The organism is Pseudomonas sp. p1(2021b) (genome assembly GCF_020151015.1).
In the GTDB taxonomy this organism is placed as follows: Bacteria; Pseudomonadota; Gammaproteobacteria; order Pseudomonadales; family Pseudomonadaceae; genus Aquipseudomonas; species Aquipseudomonas putida_K.
On sequence record NZ_CP083746.1, the window covers coordinates 4,943,864 to 4,960,249 of the forward strand.

14 protein-coding genes are annotated in these 16,386 nt (G+C 64.2%); 11 read left to right on the plus strand and 3 right to left on the minus strand.

Annotated features, from left to right (window positions below):
• Window positions 1–62: 62 nt before the first annotated feature.
• Window positions 63–1,403, minus strand: a complete 1,341-nt coding sequence (locus K8374_RS22950; protein WP_224457338.1) for an OprD family porin — start codon at window positions 1,401–1,403, stop codon at window positions 63–65.
• Between the two features lie 496 nt (window positions 1,404–1,899).
• Here K8374_RS22950 and tauA point away from each other — a divergent pair, with 496 nt between their 5' ends.
• The 4 genes from tauA (at window position 1,900) to tauD (ending at window position 5,520) form a co-directional block, all read left to right on the plus strand.
• A complete protein-coding gene (gene tauA / locus K8374_RS22955; protein WP_224457339.1) occupies window positions 1,900–2,871 on the plus strand; it encodes a taurine ABC transporter substrate-binding protein in 972 nt (323 codons plus the stop codon).
• 140 nt (window positions 2,872–3,011) lie between these two features.
• Window positions 3,012–3,806, plus strand: coding sequence for a taurine ABC transporter ATP-binding subunit (gene tauB / locus K8374_RS22960; RefSeq protein WP_224457340.1), 795 nt, complete (start codon window positions 3,012–3,014; stop codon window positions 3,804–3,806).
• On the plus strand, window positions 3,803–4,642 hold the full coding sequence (gene tauC / locus K8374_RS22965) for a taurine ABC transporter permease TauC (protein WP_224457341.1): 840 nt from the start codon (window positions 3,803–3,805) through the stop codon (window positions 4,640–4,642). The genes tauB and tauC overlap by 4 nt, the downstream gene beginning before the upstream one ends.
• A 44-nt stretch (window positions 4,643–4,686) precedes the next feature.
• Window positions 4,687–5,520 (plus strand): taurine dioxygenase, encoded by an 834-nt coding sequence (tauD, locus tag K8374_RS22970; protein WP_224457342.1) that lies wholly within the window; start codon window positions 4,687–4,689, stop codon window positions 5,518–5,520.
• Between the two features lie 116 nt (window positions 5,521–5,636).
• On the opposite strand, the gene betT is transcribed toward tauD, so the two are convergent.
• Together betT and epsC are read right to left on the minus strand one after the other, a co-directional pair.
• The gene (gene betT / locus K8374_RS22975; protein WP_224459387.1) at window positions 5,637–7,598 is read right to left on the minus strand and encodes a choline transporter BetT; all 1,962 of its coding nucleotides are present in this window, start codon (window positions 7,596–7,598) and stop codon (window positions 5,637–5,639) included.
• A gap of 345 nt (window positions 7,599–7,943) precedes the next feature.
• Window positions 7,944–8,876 (minus strand): serine O-acetyltransferase EpsC, encoded by a 933-nt coding sequence (epsC, locus tag K8374_RS22980; RefSeq protein ID WP_224457343.1) that lies wholly within the window; start codon window positions 8,874–8,876, stop codon window positions 7,944–7,946.
• Window positions 8,877–9,172: 296 nt separating this feature from the next.
• On the opposite strand from epsC, the gene tcyJ reads away from it, so the two are divergent.
• The 7 genes from tcyJ (at window position 9,173) to K8374_RS23015 (ending at window position 16,385) form a co-directional block, all read left to right on the plus strand.
• Window positions 9,173–9,967 carry a cystine ABC transporter substrate-binding protein gene (tcyJ, locus tag K8374_RS22985; protein WP_224457344.1) on the plus strand — a complete coding sequence of 265 codons (795 nt, stop codon included), beginning with the start codon at window positions 9,173–9,175 and terminating at the stop codon, window positions 9,965–9,967.
• Entirely contained in the window at window positions 9,964–10,632 is a 669-nt protein-coding gene (gene tcyL, locus K8374_RS22990) for a cystine ABC transporter permease (RefSeq protein ID WP_224457345.1), read from the plus strand. The genes tcyJ and tcyL overlap by 4 nt, the downstream gene beginning before the upstream one ends.
• A gap of 2 nt (window positions 10,633–10,634) precedes the next feature.
• Window positions 10,635–11,390, plus strand: coding sequence for an L-cystine ABC transporter ATP-binding protein TcyN (tcyN, locus tag K8374_RS22995; RefSeq protein ID WP_224457346.1), 756 nt, complete (start codon window positions 10,635–10,637; stop codon window positions 11,388–11,390).
• 243 nt (window positions 11,391–11,633) lie between these two features.
• Complete coding sequence (locus tag K8374_RS23000) at window positions 11,634–12,860, plus strand: SfnB family sulfur acquisition oxidoreductase (RefSeq protein WP_224457347.1); 1,227 nt, start codon at window positions 11,634–11,636, stop codon at window positions 12,858–12,860.
• 138 nt (window positions 12,861–12,998) lie between these two features.
• Complete coding sequence (locus K8374_RS23005; protein ID WP_224457348.1) at window positions 12,999–14,204, plus strand: SfnB family sulfur acquisition oxidoreductase; 1,206 nt, start codon at window positions 12,999–13,001, stop codon at window positions 14,202–14,204.
• Window positions 14,204–15,592: an LLM class flavin-dependent oxidoreductase gene (locus K8374_RS23010; protein ID WP_224457349.1), complete on the plus strand. Its 1,389-nt coding sequence runs from the start codon at window positions 14,204–14,206 to the stop codon at window positions 15,590–15,592. The genes K8374_RS23005 and K8374_RS23010 overlap by 1 nt, the downstream gene beginning before the upstream one ends.
• The gene (locus K8374_RS23015; protein WP_224457350.1) at window positions 15,585–16,385 is read left to right on the plus strand and encodes a MetQ/NlpA family ABC transporter substrate-binding protein; all 801 of its coding nucleotides are present in this window, start codon (window positions 15,585–15,587) and stop codon (window positions 16,383–16,385) included. Before K8374_RS23010 ends, K8374_RS23015 begins: the two co-directional genes overlap by 8 nt.
• Window position 16,386 lies beyond the last annotated feature (1 nt).

Genomic DNA, 16,386 nt, shown 5'->3' on the forward strand with positions numbered 1-16,386 from the left:
ATGGGGCGCGTAGCGACCCCAGCCGGACATCACGCCCGAGGCGAGGCTTCTTCGACTACGGCTTACAGGAAGTTGTAAGTGTAGTTCACGATGAAGCGAGTTTGATCCGTGTCCTTGGTGAACTCGTTGGTCGAACCGTTGGTGCCACGATAGACACCCTGGCGCAGGCTGAAGCCCAACCCCTTGAGGGCACCTTCCTGAATCACGTAGTCAACACGCGCATCACGTTCCCATTCGCTGTATGTGCCATGACCCGAAGCGTAACGAACATCAGTACCACGCAGGTACGAAACAGATGCTTTCAGACCAGGCACACCCAGACGCGCAAAGTCGTAGGAGTATTGTCCGAAGGTAGTGTTCTCACCAGCACGAGCGAACTGGTTGATCATGCTGTCAGTGAACAGGTAGAAGCTAGAGCCACCCGCCCCCTCCGCACGGCCATTACCATCGACAACGCTGCCTTGGTTAAGCCAGACGAACGCACCGTCATCGCTCACACGCTGGTGTCCGAGCAGGAATGCATGACCACCCAAGGTGTAGGTGAACATTGCCGACCAGGTCTTGTTGTCGACCTCGCCTGCATGCTTGGCATAGCCCTTGTTGTTGTCGAAGTTGTAACCACCACCATCACCGTTTTTTCCGTCGCTGCTGCTATCGAAGTAGCGCAGGTCGGTCTTGAACGACTGGTCATCAGAAATCTTGAAGACATGAGTTGCACCCAGGAAGTGCTGTTTGTAGAAGTCTTCCAGATTCGAGTAGTAGTACTGCAAGGTCAGGTCTGGCGTGAGCTTATAGTCCAGGCCACCGTAGCGGAACTTGTTGCTGTCCGCGGTAGCACCTGAAACCGACAGACCGGTACGGTTACTCGAAGCACGACCCATTGCATGGGTCAGCTGACCGGCATTGATGGTCAGGTTGTCGATTTCCTTCGAGGTGATGGTGCCACCTTCGAAGGTTTGCGGCAGCAGACGGCCATCGTTGGAAACCAGGATCGGCAGCATGGGCGCCAAAGCGCTACCGAAGTGGGCTTCGGTCTTGGAGAAGCGAGCCTTGGCATTGGCGCCGAAACGTGTCCATTGATCCACTGCCGAGCCGTTGGTCTCGCTCGGGAAGAAGGTGCTGCTGTTCGGATGCTTGCCGCGACCACCATCCAGGTGAATACCCCACAATGCCTGGGCATCTACACCGAACCCTACAGTACCGTCGGTGAACCCGGAGATGTAGTCGAGCTTGAAGCCCTGACCCGACTCACGGTTATCGGCGCCACCCGCACGGTTGTCATTGTTGAAGTACATGGTGCGCGAGCTCAGGGACAGCTTGCTGTCCTCGACGAACCCTGCTGCACCTGCTTGTTGGGCGAGAACCCCCAGTGCCACGGCCAGAGCCAGGCTGGACTTGTACATGTTTTGCTCCTCTACGTTCTAATTTTTATGCGTCTCAGGTGGCAGGGTCTGACGCCCTGCTCACCGGGATGGGCCGATTTAGCACCAACCCATGTCCGCCAAGTCAATCGTTACAAACCGTTTCGCGACTAAGGTCTAAGACGCCGTCTGCGCAAACAGGATAATGACAATCCTATAAATCCAAAATGACTGTTTTATGAATTTCTAAGACTTTTAGGGAATATCTTTGGAACCATTACAGCCAAAAGTTGTATCGGCAAGGTCATTTCATTCCTTTAGGTTATTTGCAAACGTTTGCTTATAGGCGCCTTCCACCTCCCGCAAAATCGAAAAAGCCTAGCAGGCGGTCAGGATTTCGCCATCGCGCTCAGCCGGCTGCACCTTGGCTGGCTTCATTTGGCTCCTAAGCTAATGCTTAAAAGTTATTTATTTTTGATTTCTTAGATCAATTAGCCTTCTCGTCATCGAGCCCATTTGCCTGACGAGGAGTTCACCCATGACCCCGCACACTCCGCTGCGCCTGTTCGCTGCCCTGACCCTCGCCGGCACCAGCTGGCTGGCCCAGGCCGCCGACCTGACGGTGGCCTACCAGACCACCGTCGACCCGGCCAAGGTCGCCCAGGTCGACGGCACCTACGAGAAAGCCAGCCAGGCCAGCATCGACTGGCGCAAGTTCGACAACGGTGCCGACGTGATCACCGCCGTCGCCTCCGGCGACGTGCAGATCGGCTATTTGGGCTCCAGCCCCCTGGCCGCCGCCGCCAGCCGCAAGCTGCCGGTGGAAACTTTCCTGATCGCCACCCAGATCGGCGCTGGCGAGGCCCTGGTGGCTCGCGACAGCATCAAGACCCCGCAAGACCTGGTCGGCAAGAAAGTCGCCGTACCGTTCGTGTCCACCGGGCACTACAGCCTGCTGGCGGCGCTCAAGCAGTGGAACATCGACCCGGCCAAGGTACAGATCCTCAACCTCGCGCCGCCGGCGATCATTGCGGCCTGGAAGCGTGGCGACATCGATGCCACCTACGTCTGGGACCCGGCCCTGGGCGTGGCCAAGGAAAACGGCAAGGTGCTGATCACTTCTGGCGAGCTGGCCGGCAAGGGTGCGCCGACTTTCGACGCCTGGATCGTGCGCAAGGACTTCGCCGCCAAGCACCCGGACATCGTCAAATCGTTCGCCAAAGTCACCCTCGACGCCTACGCCGACTACCGCAAGGACCCGAATGCCTGGCTGGCCAACCCGGACAACGTCAGCAAGCTGGCCAAGCTCTCCGGCGCCAAGCCTGCGGATATTCCGGTGCTGCTGCAGGGCAACGTGTACCCGCTGGCGGCCGACCAGGCCAATGCCTTGGGCGCGCCGACCACCCAGGCGCTGACCGACACCGCCACCTTCCTCAAGCAGCAGGGCAAGGTCGAAGCGGTGCTGCCGGACTACTCGCCGTACGTCAGCGCGCAATACCTGCCCAACTGAACACGGGGGCCGCTGCGCGGCCCATCGCGGGACAAGCCCGCTCCTACAACGATCACCGCAAAACCTGTGGGAGCGGGCTTGCCCCGCGATCAGGTGTGCAGCGGCCCTGATCAACAGCAGTATTCACGACGGAGCCTGCCATGGCCTTGCTCGAACTGGAGCGCATCAGCGCACAGTACCCCGGCACCGACGCCCCGGTGCTGGCCGACATCAACCTGAGCCTCGGGCCACGCCAGTTGCTGGTGGCCCTGGGGCCTTCCGGCAGCGGCAAGACCTCGCTGCTCAACCTCATCGCCGGCTTCGTCGTCCCCAGCGCAGGCCGCATCACCCTTGACGGCAAGCCGGTCGAAGGCCCCGGAGCCGAACGCGGTGTGGTGTTCCAGGACGATGCCCTGTTGCCCTGGCAGAACGTGCTGGGCAATGTCGCCTTCGGCCTGGAGCTAGCCGGCGTACCTCGCGCCCAGCGCGAAGCCAAGGCTCGTGAGCTGCTTACGCTGGTCGACCTCGCAGGCTTCGGCGACCGCCACATCTGGCAACTCTCCGGCGGCCAGAAGCAACGCGTAGGTCTGGCCCGGGCGCTGGCGGCAGACCCGCGGGTGCTGCTGATGGACGAACCCTTCGGCGCCCTCGACGCCTTCACCCGCGAGCAGATGCAGGAACTGCTGCTGCAGGTCTGGCAGCGCACTGCCAAGCCCGTGTTCCTGATCACCCATGACATCGAGGAAGCCGTATTCCTGGCCAGCGAACTGGTGTTGCTGGCCCCCAACCCGGGGCGGGTGGTCGAGCGCCTACAGCTGGATTTCGGCCAGCGCTACGCCGCCGGCGAACCGGCGCGGGCGATCAAGTCCGACCCACGTTTCATCGAAACCCGCGAGCACGTGCTGGCGCGGGTGTTTTCCCAACGCGAAGCCGCCCGTCGGCAGGAGCCCGCATGAGCAGCCTGGACCTGCCGGTCAGCGACAAGCCTGTCGCCCGGCCAACCGTCACACCCCCCACACACCGCCCGCTGCCCACCCGCTGGATCAGCGCCCTGACCCTCGCCACCCTGTTGCTGGCCTGGTGGCTGGTGACAGCGGCCGGCTGGATCGAGCCGCTGTTCCTGCCCTCGCCTGCCGACATCCTGGCCAAGGCCTGGACCCTGTTCACCCAGGGCTACATGGATGCGAGCCTCTGGCAACACCTGGGCGCCAGCCTAGGGCGCATCGGCCTGGCCCTGGCTGCCGCCATCCTCAGCGCCATTCCGATCGGCATCGCCATCGGCCACAACCGCGTGGCCCGAGGCATCCTCGACCCGCTGATCGAGTTCTACCGGCCGATCCCGCCGCTGGCCTACCTGCCGCTGATCGTGATCTGGTGCGGCATCGGCGAGCTGTCGAAGGTGTTGCTGATCTACTTGGCCATCTTCGCGCCGATCGCCATCGCCACCGCCACCGGCGTGCGCACGGTCGACCCGGCCAAGCTGCGCGCCGCGCAGTCCCTGGGCGCGACCCGGGCCCAGCTGGTTCGCCACGTGATCCTGCCCAGCGCACTGCCCGACATCCTGACCGGTATCCGTATCGGCCTGGGCGTCGGCTGGTCGACCCTGGTGGCCGCCGAGCTGATCGCCGCCACCAGCGGCCTGGGCTTCATGGTGCAGTCGGCGGCGCAGTTCCTGGTCACCGACGTGGTGGTGCTGGGCATCCTGCTGATCGCGCTGATCGCCTTCGCCCTGGAGATGGGCCTGCGCGCCCTGCAACGCAAGCTGGTGCCCTGGCATGGGCAGAGTCACTGACCACGCCGGCAGCCCGGCGCCTTGAATTCAAGAACGAGACCGACATGAGCCTGACCATCACTCCCCTGAGCCCTGCGCTCGGCGCCCAGATCAGCGGCGTGGACCTGAGCCGCGACATCACCCTCGAGCAACGCGACGCCATCGAGCAGGCGCTGCTCAAGCACCAGGTGCTGTTCTTCCGCGACCAGCCGATCACGCCTGCGCAGCAGGCCAGGTTCGCGGCCCAGTTCGGCGACCTGCACATCCACCCGATCTACCCCAACGTGCCGGAAACTCCACAAGTGTTGGTTCTCGACACGGCGGTCACCGATGTCCGCGACAATGCTGTCTGGCACACCGACGTCACCTTCCTGCCAACACCTGCCTTGGGCGCGGTGCTCAGCGCCAAGCAACTGCCGGCCTTCGGTGGCGACACCCTATGGGCCAGCGGCATCGCGGCCTTCGAGGCATTGTCGGCCCCACTGCGGGAGATGCTCGACGGCCTGACCGCGACCCATGACTTCACCAAGTCCTTCCCGCTGGAACGCTTCGGCACCACGCCCGAGGACCTGGCGCGCTGGGAGGCCACCCGACGCAACAACCCGCCACTGTCGCACCCGGTGGTGCGCACCCACCCGGTCAGCGGGCGCAAGGCGTTGTTCGTCAACGAAGGGTTCACCACGCGGATCAATGAATTGAACGAGCAGGAAAGCGAGGCGCTGCTCAAGCTGCTGTTCGCCCATGCCACGCGGCCGGAGTTCAGCATTCGCTGGAGATGGCAGGAAAATGACGTGGCGTTCTGGGACAACCGCGTGACCCAACATTTCGCGGTGGACGACTACCGGCCGAGCCGGCGGGTGATGCATCGGGCGACCATCCTGGGGGATGCGCCGTTTTGATGGGAGTGGGAGGCCTGCGGCCTCCTTTCGCGGCACGAGGCCGCTCCTACAGGCGATCGCGTTGCCTGTAGGAGCGGCCTTGTGCCGCGAAAAGACCGCAAGGTGGCCCCGGCGATCTAGCGGACCAGGTGCAGGAACTGCATGTGCCGCTCGTACTGGTCGAGGATGTCGTTGATGATCTGCTCCTTGCTGTAGCCCACCAGGTCGTAGTTCTGGCTACCTTCGGCCAGATGCACCTCGGCACGGTAGTAACGGCGGTTCTTCAACTCCTGCGTCCCCAGCCCGCCCAAGGCGAACGAGGGGGTGAAATACCCGCGCATCTGTACCTGGTAGATGAACGGCTGTTCCTCGCCCAGGCCGATCTTCAGGCTGACGTTGTCGTGGCTGGGGTCGTCCTGGGTGATCAGGTTCACCCCTTTTTGCATGAACACCTCGCTCACCTCGCCAATGGCCGGGCGCACCACGTCGTCCATGAAGCGGTACACCTCGTCGCGCGATGGGAAGTGCACCGCCTGGCTCAGGCGCTGGCGCCAGCCACCACGGCCACGGCGCGACACGGCGAACGGCGCCAGGGAATGCATCTGCGCGATCTGCCGCTGGGACTCCAGGTAGAACGCCTTGTGCAGCCCCCACATCATGCACAGCAGGATCAGCGAGAACGGCAGCGAGGTCAGCACCACCGCCGACTTGAGCGAGTCGATGCTGCCGGCGAACAACAGGCCGATGGTCACCAGCGCGGTCATCGCGCCCCAGAAGATGCGCAGCCAGTTCGGGCCGTCTTCGTCGGCCTCGCCACCCTTGGCCGACAAGGTCGAGAGCACCACGGTGCCGGAGTCGGCGGAGGTGACGAAGAACACGAAGCTGATGAACACCGTCACCGCGATCACCGTCTTGCTCCACGGGTAGGTTTCCAACAGCAGGTACAGGCTCATCGACGGGTTTTCCAGGGCCGACTGGCCGAGGGCAGTCAGGCCATGGTCGAGCACCTGTGTCAGGGCGCTGTTGCCGAAGATCGACATCCACGCCAGGGTGAAGCCCAGCGGGATGAGCAGCACGCCGAAGACGAATTCACGGATGGTGCGCCCACGGGAGATCCGCGCGATGAACAGGCCAACGAACGGCGCCCAGGCGATCCACCAGGCCCAGTAGAACACGGTCCAGCCACCCAGCCAGTCGCGGTTCTCGCCGTAGGCATACACGTCGAAGGTCTTGCGCGGCAAGGCACCGAGGTAGTCGCCCAGGTTCTGGATCAGGGTATTGAACAGGTGCTGGGTAGGGCCTGCGAACAACACGAACAAGAGCAGCGCACAGGCCAGGAACAGGTTGATGTCGCTCATCACCCGCACGCCCTTCTCCACCCCGGCCACCGCCACGGCCACTGCGGCGCCCATCATCAGGGTGATGAGGATCACCTGCACCCACTGGCTGTGGCTGATGCCGAACAGGTAGTCCAGGCCCGCGTTCAGGTGCAGTACGCCAAAGCCCATGTCGGCGCCCAGGCCGAACACCGTGGCGATGATGCCGAAGCCGTCCACCGCGTAGCCGATCGGGCCGTTGATACGCTTGCCGATCAGCGGGTACAGGGCCGACCGCAGCGCCAGCGGCAGGTTGTGCCGGTAGGCGAAATAGGCCAGGGCCATGCCGACGAAGGCGAACACGCCCCAGCCATGCAGCCCCCAGTGCAGGAACAGCAGTTCCATTGCCTGGCGCCCGGCTTCCACCGTGCCGCCTTCGCCCTGGGGCGGCTGCATCATGTGGGTCAGCGGTTCGGAGACGCAGAAGAAGAACAGGGTGATGCTGATGCCGGCGGCGAACAGCATGCCGGCCCAGGACAGGTAGCTGAACTCGGGCTCGTCGTGGTCGGCACCGAGCTTGATCTTGCCGTAGCCGGACAAGGCGGTGACCACCACGAAGACCAGGTACAGGGTCATGGCCAGCATGTAGTACCAGCCCACGGTATTGGCCGCCCAGTTCTGCGCCGCGAGCAGCCACTCGCCTGCCGCCGTAGGGTTGGCGATGACCACCAGGCCGAAGATGAGGATGAAACTTGCCGCGAAATAGAACACCGGGGGGTTCATGCGGATCTTGCCATTGGCAAGGGAGGGGGTCGGTGCACTCATGAGGCGTGCACCTCGTGGAGCGGTGAAAGGTTCGGATTGAACGGGTTCAGCAAAGGGGATCCTCCTGTTGAACACCGGCAATGGACCAGCGTTTTAATTTGAACAAGCGTTCAAGTTAAACATGGATCGGCGTTCAATGCGACCTTGCCCGACCGTTGAACCTCAAGCCGCAATCGCGGGACAAGCCCGCTCCCAGCCCTTCGGGCTGCGCTGTCGCGCAAAGAACGAGCGGCAAGCGCTGACCTCTGTAGGAGCGGGCTTGTCCCGCGATTGCGCCGGCACAGTCAACCCTTGAGGCCAGGTTTACTTCTGCCCTTCGCACTCCAACTGTAGGTTCGCCTGGGTGATGTTGCTCTCGGCCGGCACGCTGCGGGTCAACCAGACATTGCCGCCGATGGTCGAGCCCTTGCCGATGGTGATCCGCCCCAGGATGGTCGCGCCCGCATAGATCACCACATCGTCCTCGACGATCGGGTGGCGCGGCTCGCCCTTGTGCAGCATGCCGGTTTCGTCCGCCGGGAAGCGCTTGGCGCCCAGGGTCACGGCCTGGTAGATGCGCACCCGCTCGCCGATGATCGCCGTCTCGCCGATCACCACGCCGGTGCCATGGTCGATGAAGAAACTCGGGCCGATCTGCGCGCCAGGGTGGATATCGATGCCGGTGGCCGAGTGGGCCAGTTCTGAACTGATCCGCGCCAGCAGCGGCAGGCCAGCCTGGTACAGGTGGTGGGCCAGGCGGTGGTGGATGATGGCCAGGATACCGGGGTAGCACAGCAGCACCTCGTCGACGCTGCGCGCCGCCGGGTCGCCCTGGTAGGCCGCCAGTACGTCGGTGTCGAGCAGCACGCGCAACCCCGGCAAGGCGGCAGCGAAGCCCTGGATCAGGTGCAGGGCATGGGCGTCGACATCCGTCACCTCGGCCTTGCCCTGGCGCGCAGCGTAGCGCAACTCCAGGCGTGCCTGGGCCAACAGCGCCGTCAGCGCAGCGTCCAGCGTATGGCCGACATAGAAGTCCTCGCTTTCTTCACGCAGGTCCACCGGCCCCAGGCGCATGGGAAACAACGCCCCGCACAATTGCTCGAGGATGTGCCGCATGGCCTCGCGCGACGGTAGCTCGCGCCCGCCCTGCTCGCCGCTGCTGCGGCCATTGCGGGTTCGCCATTGTTCGCGGGCACTGCGCAAGTCACTGACGATACCCTGCAGTTGCCAACGGCCTGTGGATGAATGTTCGCTCACGGTGTTCTCCTGGCTCGGCGGCTTGTTGGAAAGCCTCTTTGGGGAATGACGCCGCCGGTGCGATCCACTCTACGGCAAATCCGTCTCTTGGAAAAAACAACGCTTTATTCCATCCTGCGCTAAGTCGGGTATAAGCAGACGACGAACTTACGTTCGTGGCCTACCCTCAAGGCTGCCGAACCCTCGACGAAACACAAAAAAGAAATAACAAAATAAGTTTTTATTATTTCCAGACCTAACAAGCCCACCCCTATAGTCGCCACCCACTACTTCCACAACAAGCGCGGGGCCCAGCCATGACCAGATTCACCAAGCCACTTCTCAACGCCAGCCTTGCCCTCCTGTTGGGCACCGGCCTGTTCAGCCAGGCCTTCGCCGGCGAGCAGCTGAAGAACATCCAGGAAAAAGGCAGCATCAGCATCGGCCTGGAAGGTACCTACCCGCCGTTCAGCTTCGTCGACGAAGACGGCAAGCTCGCCGGTTTCGAAGTGGAGCTTTCCGAGCTCCTGGCCAAGGAGCTGGGCGTCAAGGCCAAGATCCGGCCAACCAAGTGGGATGGCATCCTCGCCGCACTCGAGTCCAAGCGCCTGGACGTGGTGGTCAACCAGGTCACCATTTCCGATGAGCGCAAGAAGAAATACGACTTCTCCGAGCCCTACACCATCTCCGGCATCCAGGCCCTGGTTCTGAAGAAGAAGGCCGAGCAGCTGAACATCAAGACCGCGCAGGACCTGGCCGGCAAGAAAGTGGGCGTGGGCCTGGGCACCAACTACGAGCAGTGGGTGAAGAAAGACGTCCCGCAAGCGGACGTGCGCACCTACGAAGACGACCCGAGCAAGTTCGCCGACCTGCGCAATGGCCGCATCGATGCGATCCTGATCGACCGCCTGGCCGCGCTGGAGTACGCGCAGAAAGCCAAGGACACCCAGCTCGCCGGCGAGGCCTTCTCGCGCCTGGAGTCGGGCGTGGCCCTGCGCAAGGGCGAGCCTGAGCTGCTCGAGGCGATCAACAAGGCGCTGGACAAGCTCAAGGCTGATGGCTCCCTGGCCAAGCTGTCCGAGAAGTACTTCGGTGCCGATGTCACCCAATGATCGCTGAAAGCCTGCAACTCGTCATCGACTCCACGCCCTTCCTGTTGAAGGGCGCTGGCTACACGGTGCTGCTCAGCGTCGGCGGCATGTTCTTCGGGCTGGTCCTGGGCTTTGCCCTGGCCTTGATGCGCCTGTCGAAGATCCTGCCGCTGGACTGGCTGGCACGGGTCTATGTGTCGTTCTTCCGTGGTACGCCGCTGCTGGTGCAACTGTTCGTCATCTACTTCGGCATGCCGCAGATCGGTATCGAGCTCGACCCGATACCGGCGTCACTGATCGGCCTGTCGCTGAACATGGCGGCGTACATCTGTGAAATCCTGCGCGCGGCGATCGCCTCGATCGACCGTGGCCAGTGGGAGGCTGCCGCCAGCATCGGCATGACCCGCACCCAGGCCATGCGCCGGGCGATCCTGCCCCAGGCCATGCGCACGGCCTTGCCGCCACTGGGCAACAGCTTCATCTCGCTGGTCAAGGACACCGCCCTGGCGGCAACCATCCAGGTGCCGGAGCTGTTCCGCCAGGCCCAGCTGATCACCGCACGGACCTTCGAGGTCTTCACCATGTACCTGGCCGTTGCCGTGATCTACTGGGTGCTGTGCAGCATCCTCGCGCACTTCCAGAACCGCATGGAAGCGCGGGTCAACCAGCATGACCAGGAGCACTGAAGATGATCGCAGTACAAGGCCTGACCAAGCAGTTCAAAGGCCACACCGTGCTCGACGGTATCGACCTGACGGTCCAGCCCGGCGAGGTGGTGGCCATCATCGGCCCCAGCGGTTCGGGCAAGACCACCTTCCTGCGCTGCCTCAACCTGCTGGAGACGCCCGACGCCGGGCGGATCCAGATCGGTGACATCAGCATCGACGCCAACCGCCCGCTGGGCAGCCAGCAAGGGGCGATTCGCCGCCTGCGCCAGCAGGCCGGGTTCGTGTTCCAGAACTTCAACCTGTTCCCCCACCGCTCGGCGCTGGAGAACGTCATCGAAGGGCCGGTGATCGTCAAGAAGACGCCCCGCGCCCAAGCCATCGAACTGGGCCGACGGCTACTGGCCAAGGTCGGCCTGGCCGGCAAGGAAGACGCCTACCCACGGCGCCTGTCCGGCGGGCAGCAACAACGGGTGGCCATCGCCCGGGCCCTGGCCATGGAGCCGGAGGTGATCCTCTTCGACGAGCCGACCTCGGCGCTCGATCCCGAACTGGTCGGCGAGGTGTTGGAGACCATCCGCGGCCTTGCCGAGGAGAAACGCACCATGATCATCGTCACCCACGAGATGAGCTTCGCCCGGGACGTGGCCAACCGGGTGATCTTTTTCGACAAGGGTGTGATCGTGGAGCAGGGAGAAGCCAAGGCACTGTTCGCCAACCCCAGGGAAGAGCGCACGCGGCAGTTCCTGCGCAAGTTCCTCGGGACAGCAGCTGGCTGACCGATGCAATCGCGGGACAAGCCCGCAGGGCATGCATCATGCCTGCTAGCTTGCACTGCCTTTGTAGGAGCGGGCTTGTCCCGCGATTGCGTCCGTTCGGGCAATACGAATCCCAACTTCTATACATAGTCCAAAAAGTTAGTTCATAAAGTTTTTATAAGCGCATACGGTATATAGACCGGACCACCGGACCAGCAAATGTCTGTCGCCACCGGCGACGTTTTCAACTTTGTGAGGTAAGGAATGGTCAGGTCCACCCGCGATCTCGACAGCTCGCCCCTGTTGCTGCCGGCCACGGTATTGCAAAACGACGCCCAGGCCCTGCAAGCGGCCCGCGAACTGGCACATACCGCCCGCCAGCAGGCCGCGCGCCGCGACCAGCAGCGCAAGCTGCCATGGACGGAAATCGAACAGTTCACCCGCAGCGGCCTGGGCAGCATCAGCATCCCCAAGGCCCATGGCGGCCCCGAGGTCTCCTTCGAGACCATCGCCGAAGTCTTCCGCCTGATCAGCGCCGCCGACCCGGCCCTGGGGCAGATTCCGCAAAACCAGTTCGGCATCATCCAACTGCTGCGCCTGACCGCCACCGAGGCCCAGCAGGCGGTGCTCTTTCGCTCCATGCTCGATGGCTGGCGCATCGGCAACGCCGGGCCTGAGCGTGGCACCAAGGACACCCTGACCCTCAAGGCACGGATCACCCGCGATGGCGATCGCTATCGCATCAGCGGTGAGAAGTTCTACTCCACCGGCGCCCTGTTCGCCCATTGGGTGGCAGTCAAGGCTCTGGACGACGAAGGCCGCCAGCGCCTGGCGTTCGTGCGCCGAGGCAGCCCGGGGCTGCGGATTGTCGACGACTGGTCTGGCTTTGGCCAGCGCACCACGGCCAGCGGCACCGTGCTGCTCGACCAGGTGCCGGTCGAAGCCGACCTGGTGATCGACAGCTGGCGCCTGCGCGAGGTGCCCAGCACCCAGGGCGCCGCCTCGCAATTGATCCAGGCGGCCATCGATGCCGGCATCGCCGAAGCGGCCATCGAGGATGCAATCGGCTTCGTGCGGGAAAAATCCCGCCCCTGGATCGAAGCCAAGGTAGAGCGCGCCAGCGACGACCCCTACGTGATCGCCGACATCGGCCGCCTGAAGCTCGAACTGCATGCCGCCCAGGCCCTACTGCGCAAGGCTGCGCGCGTGCTCGACCAAGTCAACGCCGGCCCGGTGGACGAGGACGGCGCGGCACGGGCCTCGATCGCCGTGGCCGAGGCCAAGGTACTGACCACCGAGGTCGCGTTGCAGGCGAGCGAGAAGCTGTTCGAACTGGCCGGCAGCCGCGCCACCCTCGCCGAGTTCAACCTCGACCGGCACTGGCGCAACGCCCGCGTGCACACCTTGCATGACCCGGTGCGCTGGAAATACCACGCCGTCGGTGCCTGGCACCTGAACGGCACACGCCCTGCGCGGCATTCCTGGATCTGATTGGCGAGCCCTGAGGCTGCTACGCAGCCCTTTCGCGGCGCAAGGCCGCTCCTACAGGGGTATGCGTTCTTCTGTAGGAGCGGGCTTGCCCCGCGAAAGGGGCGCGAAGCGGCCCCGGCGCTCCCACTGGAGAAACACATGAACGCACTGACCACGCCCTTCCCCAAACCGGCGCTCATCACCTCCGACGCCCAGGCCCTGGCCGTCGCCGAGGACATCGCCCAATACCTGCACTGTGACAGCGCCCTGCGCGACCGCGAACGCCGCCTGCCTCACGCCGAACTCGACCTATTCACCCGTTCCGGCCTGTGGGCCATCAGCGTACCCAAGGCCTTCGGCGGTGCAGGCGTGTCCAACGTCACCCTGGCCAAGGTCGTGGCCCGTATCGCCCAGGCCGACGCCGCCCTGGGGCAGATCCCGCAGAATCATTTCTATGCCCTGGAAGTGCTCCGCGTGAACGGCACCCTGCACCAGCAGCAGCGCCTCTATGCCGAGGTACTGGCTGGCCAGCGCTTCGGCAATGCCCTGGCAGAACTGGGTACCCGCACCGCCCACGATCGCACCACCCGCCTGATACGCGAGGGCGACGGCCTGCGCATCGATGGCCGCAAGTTCTATGCGACCGGCGCGCTGTACGCCCAGCGCATCCCCACCTCGGTGGTGGATGAAGATGGCGTGCAACACCTGGTGTTCGTGCCCGCCGACAGCCCGGGCCTTAAGGTGATCGACGACTGGAGCGGTTTCGGCCAGCGCACCACCGGCAGTGGTTCGGTGGTGTTCGACAACGTGCCCGTGCGCAGCGAAGATGTCGTGCCCTTCCAGAGCGCCTTCGAGCGCCCCACCCCGGTCGGCCCTCTGGCGCAGATCCTTCATGCCGCCATCGACACCGGCATCGCCCGTGCCGCACTCGACGACGCCCTGCACTTCGTGCGTACACGCAGCCGACCGTGGATCGACGCCGGCCTGGACAAGGCCAGCGATGACCCGTTGACGTTGAAGAGCTTCGGCCACCTCGCCATCCGCCTGCACGCGGCCGAAGCGCTGCTGGAGCGGGCCGGCGAATACCTCGACCGGGCCCGCGACGACAGCAGTGCCGACAATGTCGCGGCCGCCTCCATCGCCGTGGCCGAGGCCCGGGCGATCAGTACGGAGATTTCCCTCGCCGCCGGCAGCACCCTGTTCGAGCTGGCCGGCAGCCAGGCCACCCTGGCCGAGCACAACCTCGACCGCCACTGGCGCAACGCCCGGGTACATACCCTGCATGACCCGGTGCGCTGGAAATACCACGCCATCGGCAACTACTACCTCAACGGGGAAAACCCGCCACGTCGGGGGACCATCTGATGGCCAGGCAGATCCTGCTCAATGCCTTCAACATGAACTGTGTCGGGCATATCAACCACGGCCTGTGGACCCACCCTCGGGACACCTCGACCCAATACAAGACCCTGGCCTACTGGACCGACCTGGCACGCCTGCTCGAGCGCGGGCTGTTCGACGGCCTGTTCATGGCCGACATCGTCGGTACCTACGATGTCTACGGGCAGTCCGTTGATGTGCCCTTGAAAGAGTCCGTCCAGCTGCCGGTCAACGACCCGTTGCTGCTGGTCTCGGCCATGGCGGCCGCCACCGAGCACCTGGGCTTCGGCCTCACCGCCAACCTCACCTACGAGGCGCCCTACCTGTTCGCCCGACGCCTCTCCACGCTCGATCACCTGAGCGGCGGTCGGGTCGGTTGGAACATCGTCACCGGTTACCTGGACAGTGCCGCCCGAGCCATGGGCCTGGCGCGACAACCCGAGCACGATCGGCGCTACGATCAGGCCGACGAATACCTGCAGGTGCTGTACAAGCTGCTCGAAGGCAGCTGGGAGGACGATGCGGTCGTCGTTGACCGCGAACGCCGGGTCTATGCCCGGCCGGACAAGGTGCACAAGGTCCGCCACCATGGCGAGTTCTACAAGGTCGAGGGCTACCACCTGTGCGAACCCTCGCCCCAGCGTACCCCGGTGCTGTTCCAGGCCGGCAGCTCGCCCCGTGGCCTGGCCTTCGCCGGCCACCACGCCGAATGCGTGTTCATCGGCGGCCAGAGCCAGGAAGCCACCCGCGCCCAGGTCGACAAGGTGCGCGCAGCAGCCAGAACCGCCGGCCGTGATCCACAGGCGATCAAGGTCTTCCTGGGCATCACGGTGATCGTCGCGCCCACCGAGGCACAGGCCCGCGCCAAGCATGCCGAGTACCTGCGCCATGCCAGCGCAGAAGCGGGCGTGGCGCATTTCGCCAGCTCCACCGGCATCGATTTCGCCGCCTACGGGCTCGACGAACCGATCGGTTTCGCCAAGGGCAACGCCATTCAATCCGCCACCCGCCAGTTGCAGGAAAGCGCCTGGACCCGTCGTCGCCTGCTGCAGCAACACGCCCTGGGCGGGCGCTACGTGACCTTGGTCGGCGCACCCGGGCAGGTCGCCGAGCAATTGATCGACTGGATCGACCAGACCGGCCTGGACGGTTTCAACCTGACCCGTACCGTCACTCCGGAGAGCTACGAGGATTTCATCGACCTGGTGATACCCGAGCTGCAACGTCGCGGCCGCTACAAGACTGCCTACGCACAGGGCACCTTGCGTCAGAAGCTGTTCCAGGCAAGCCACCCCCACCTGCCCGCCGACCACCCCGGCGCCAGCTACCGCACCCCCACCACCGCCCCGACTGGAGCCCTGCACCATGCTTGAGAAACTGTTCCGGCCCGTCGCGGCCGCTGTCCTGTCCCTGGGTATCGTCACCGGCGCACTGGGCGCCGAACCCCTGAAGATCGGCACCACCGCCGCCTTCGCCATTCCACTGGAAGCAGCCGTGGAGGAGGCGCACAAGCAAGGCCTGGAGGTGAAGCTGATCGAGTTCAGCGACTGGATCGCGCCCAATGTCAGCCTGCAGAGCGGTGACATCGACGTGAACTACTTCCAGCACATTCCCTTCCTCGAGAACGCCAAGGCCGCCGCCGGGTTCGACCTGGTGCCCTATGCCCCAGGCATCATCAACAACGTCGGGCTGTACTCGAAGCAGTACAAGCAGTTCAGCGAACTGCCCGAAGGCGCCAGCGTGGCCATCGCAAACGATCCGATCAACAGCGGGCGCGGGCTGCAACTGCTGGCCAAGGCCGGGTTGATCACGCTCAAGCCGGGCGTGGGTTACAAGGCGACCGAGGAAGACATCATCGCCAACCCGAAGAAACTGAAGATCCTCCAGGTGGAGGCGGTGCAGCTGGTGCGGGCCTATGACGACGCCGACCTGGTCCAGGGCTATCCGGCCTATATCCGCCTGGCCAACAGTTTCGACGCCACCTCGGCACTGCTGTTCGACGGCCTGGAGAACAAGGAGTACGTGATCCAGTTCGTCATTCGCCCGCAGAGCAAGGACGACCCGCGCCTGGCGAAGTTCGTCGATATCTACCAGCACTCGCCGGCGGTGCGCGCAGCCCTGGACAAGGCCCATGGCAGCCTCTACCAGGCCGGCTGGGAGGGTTGAG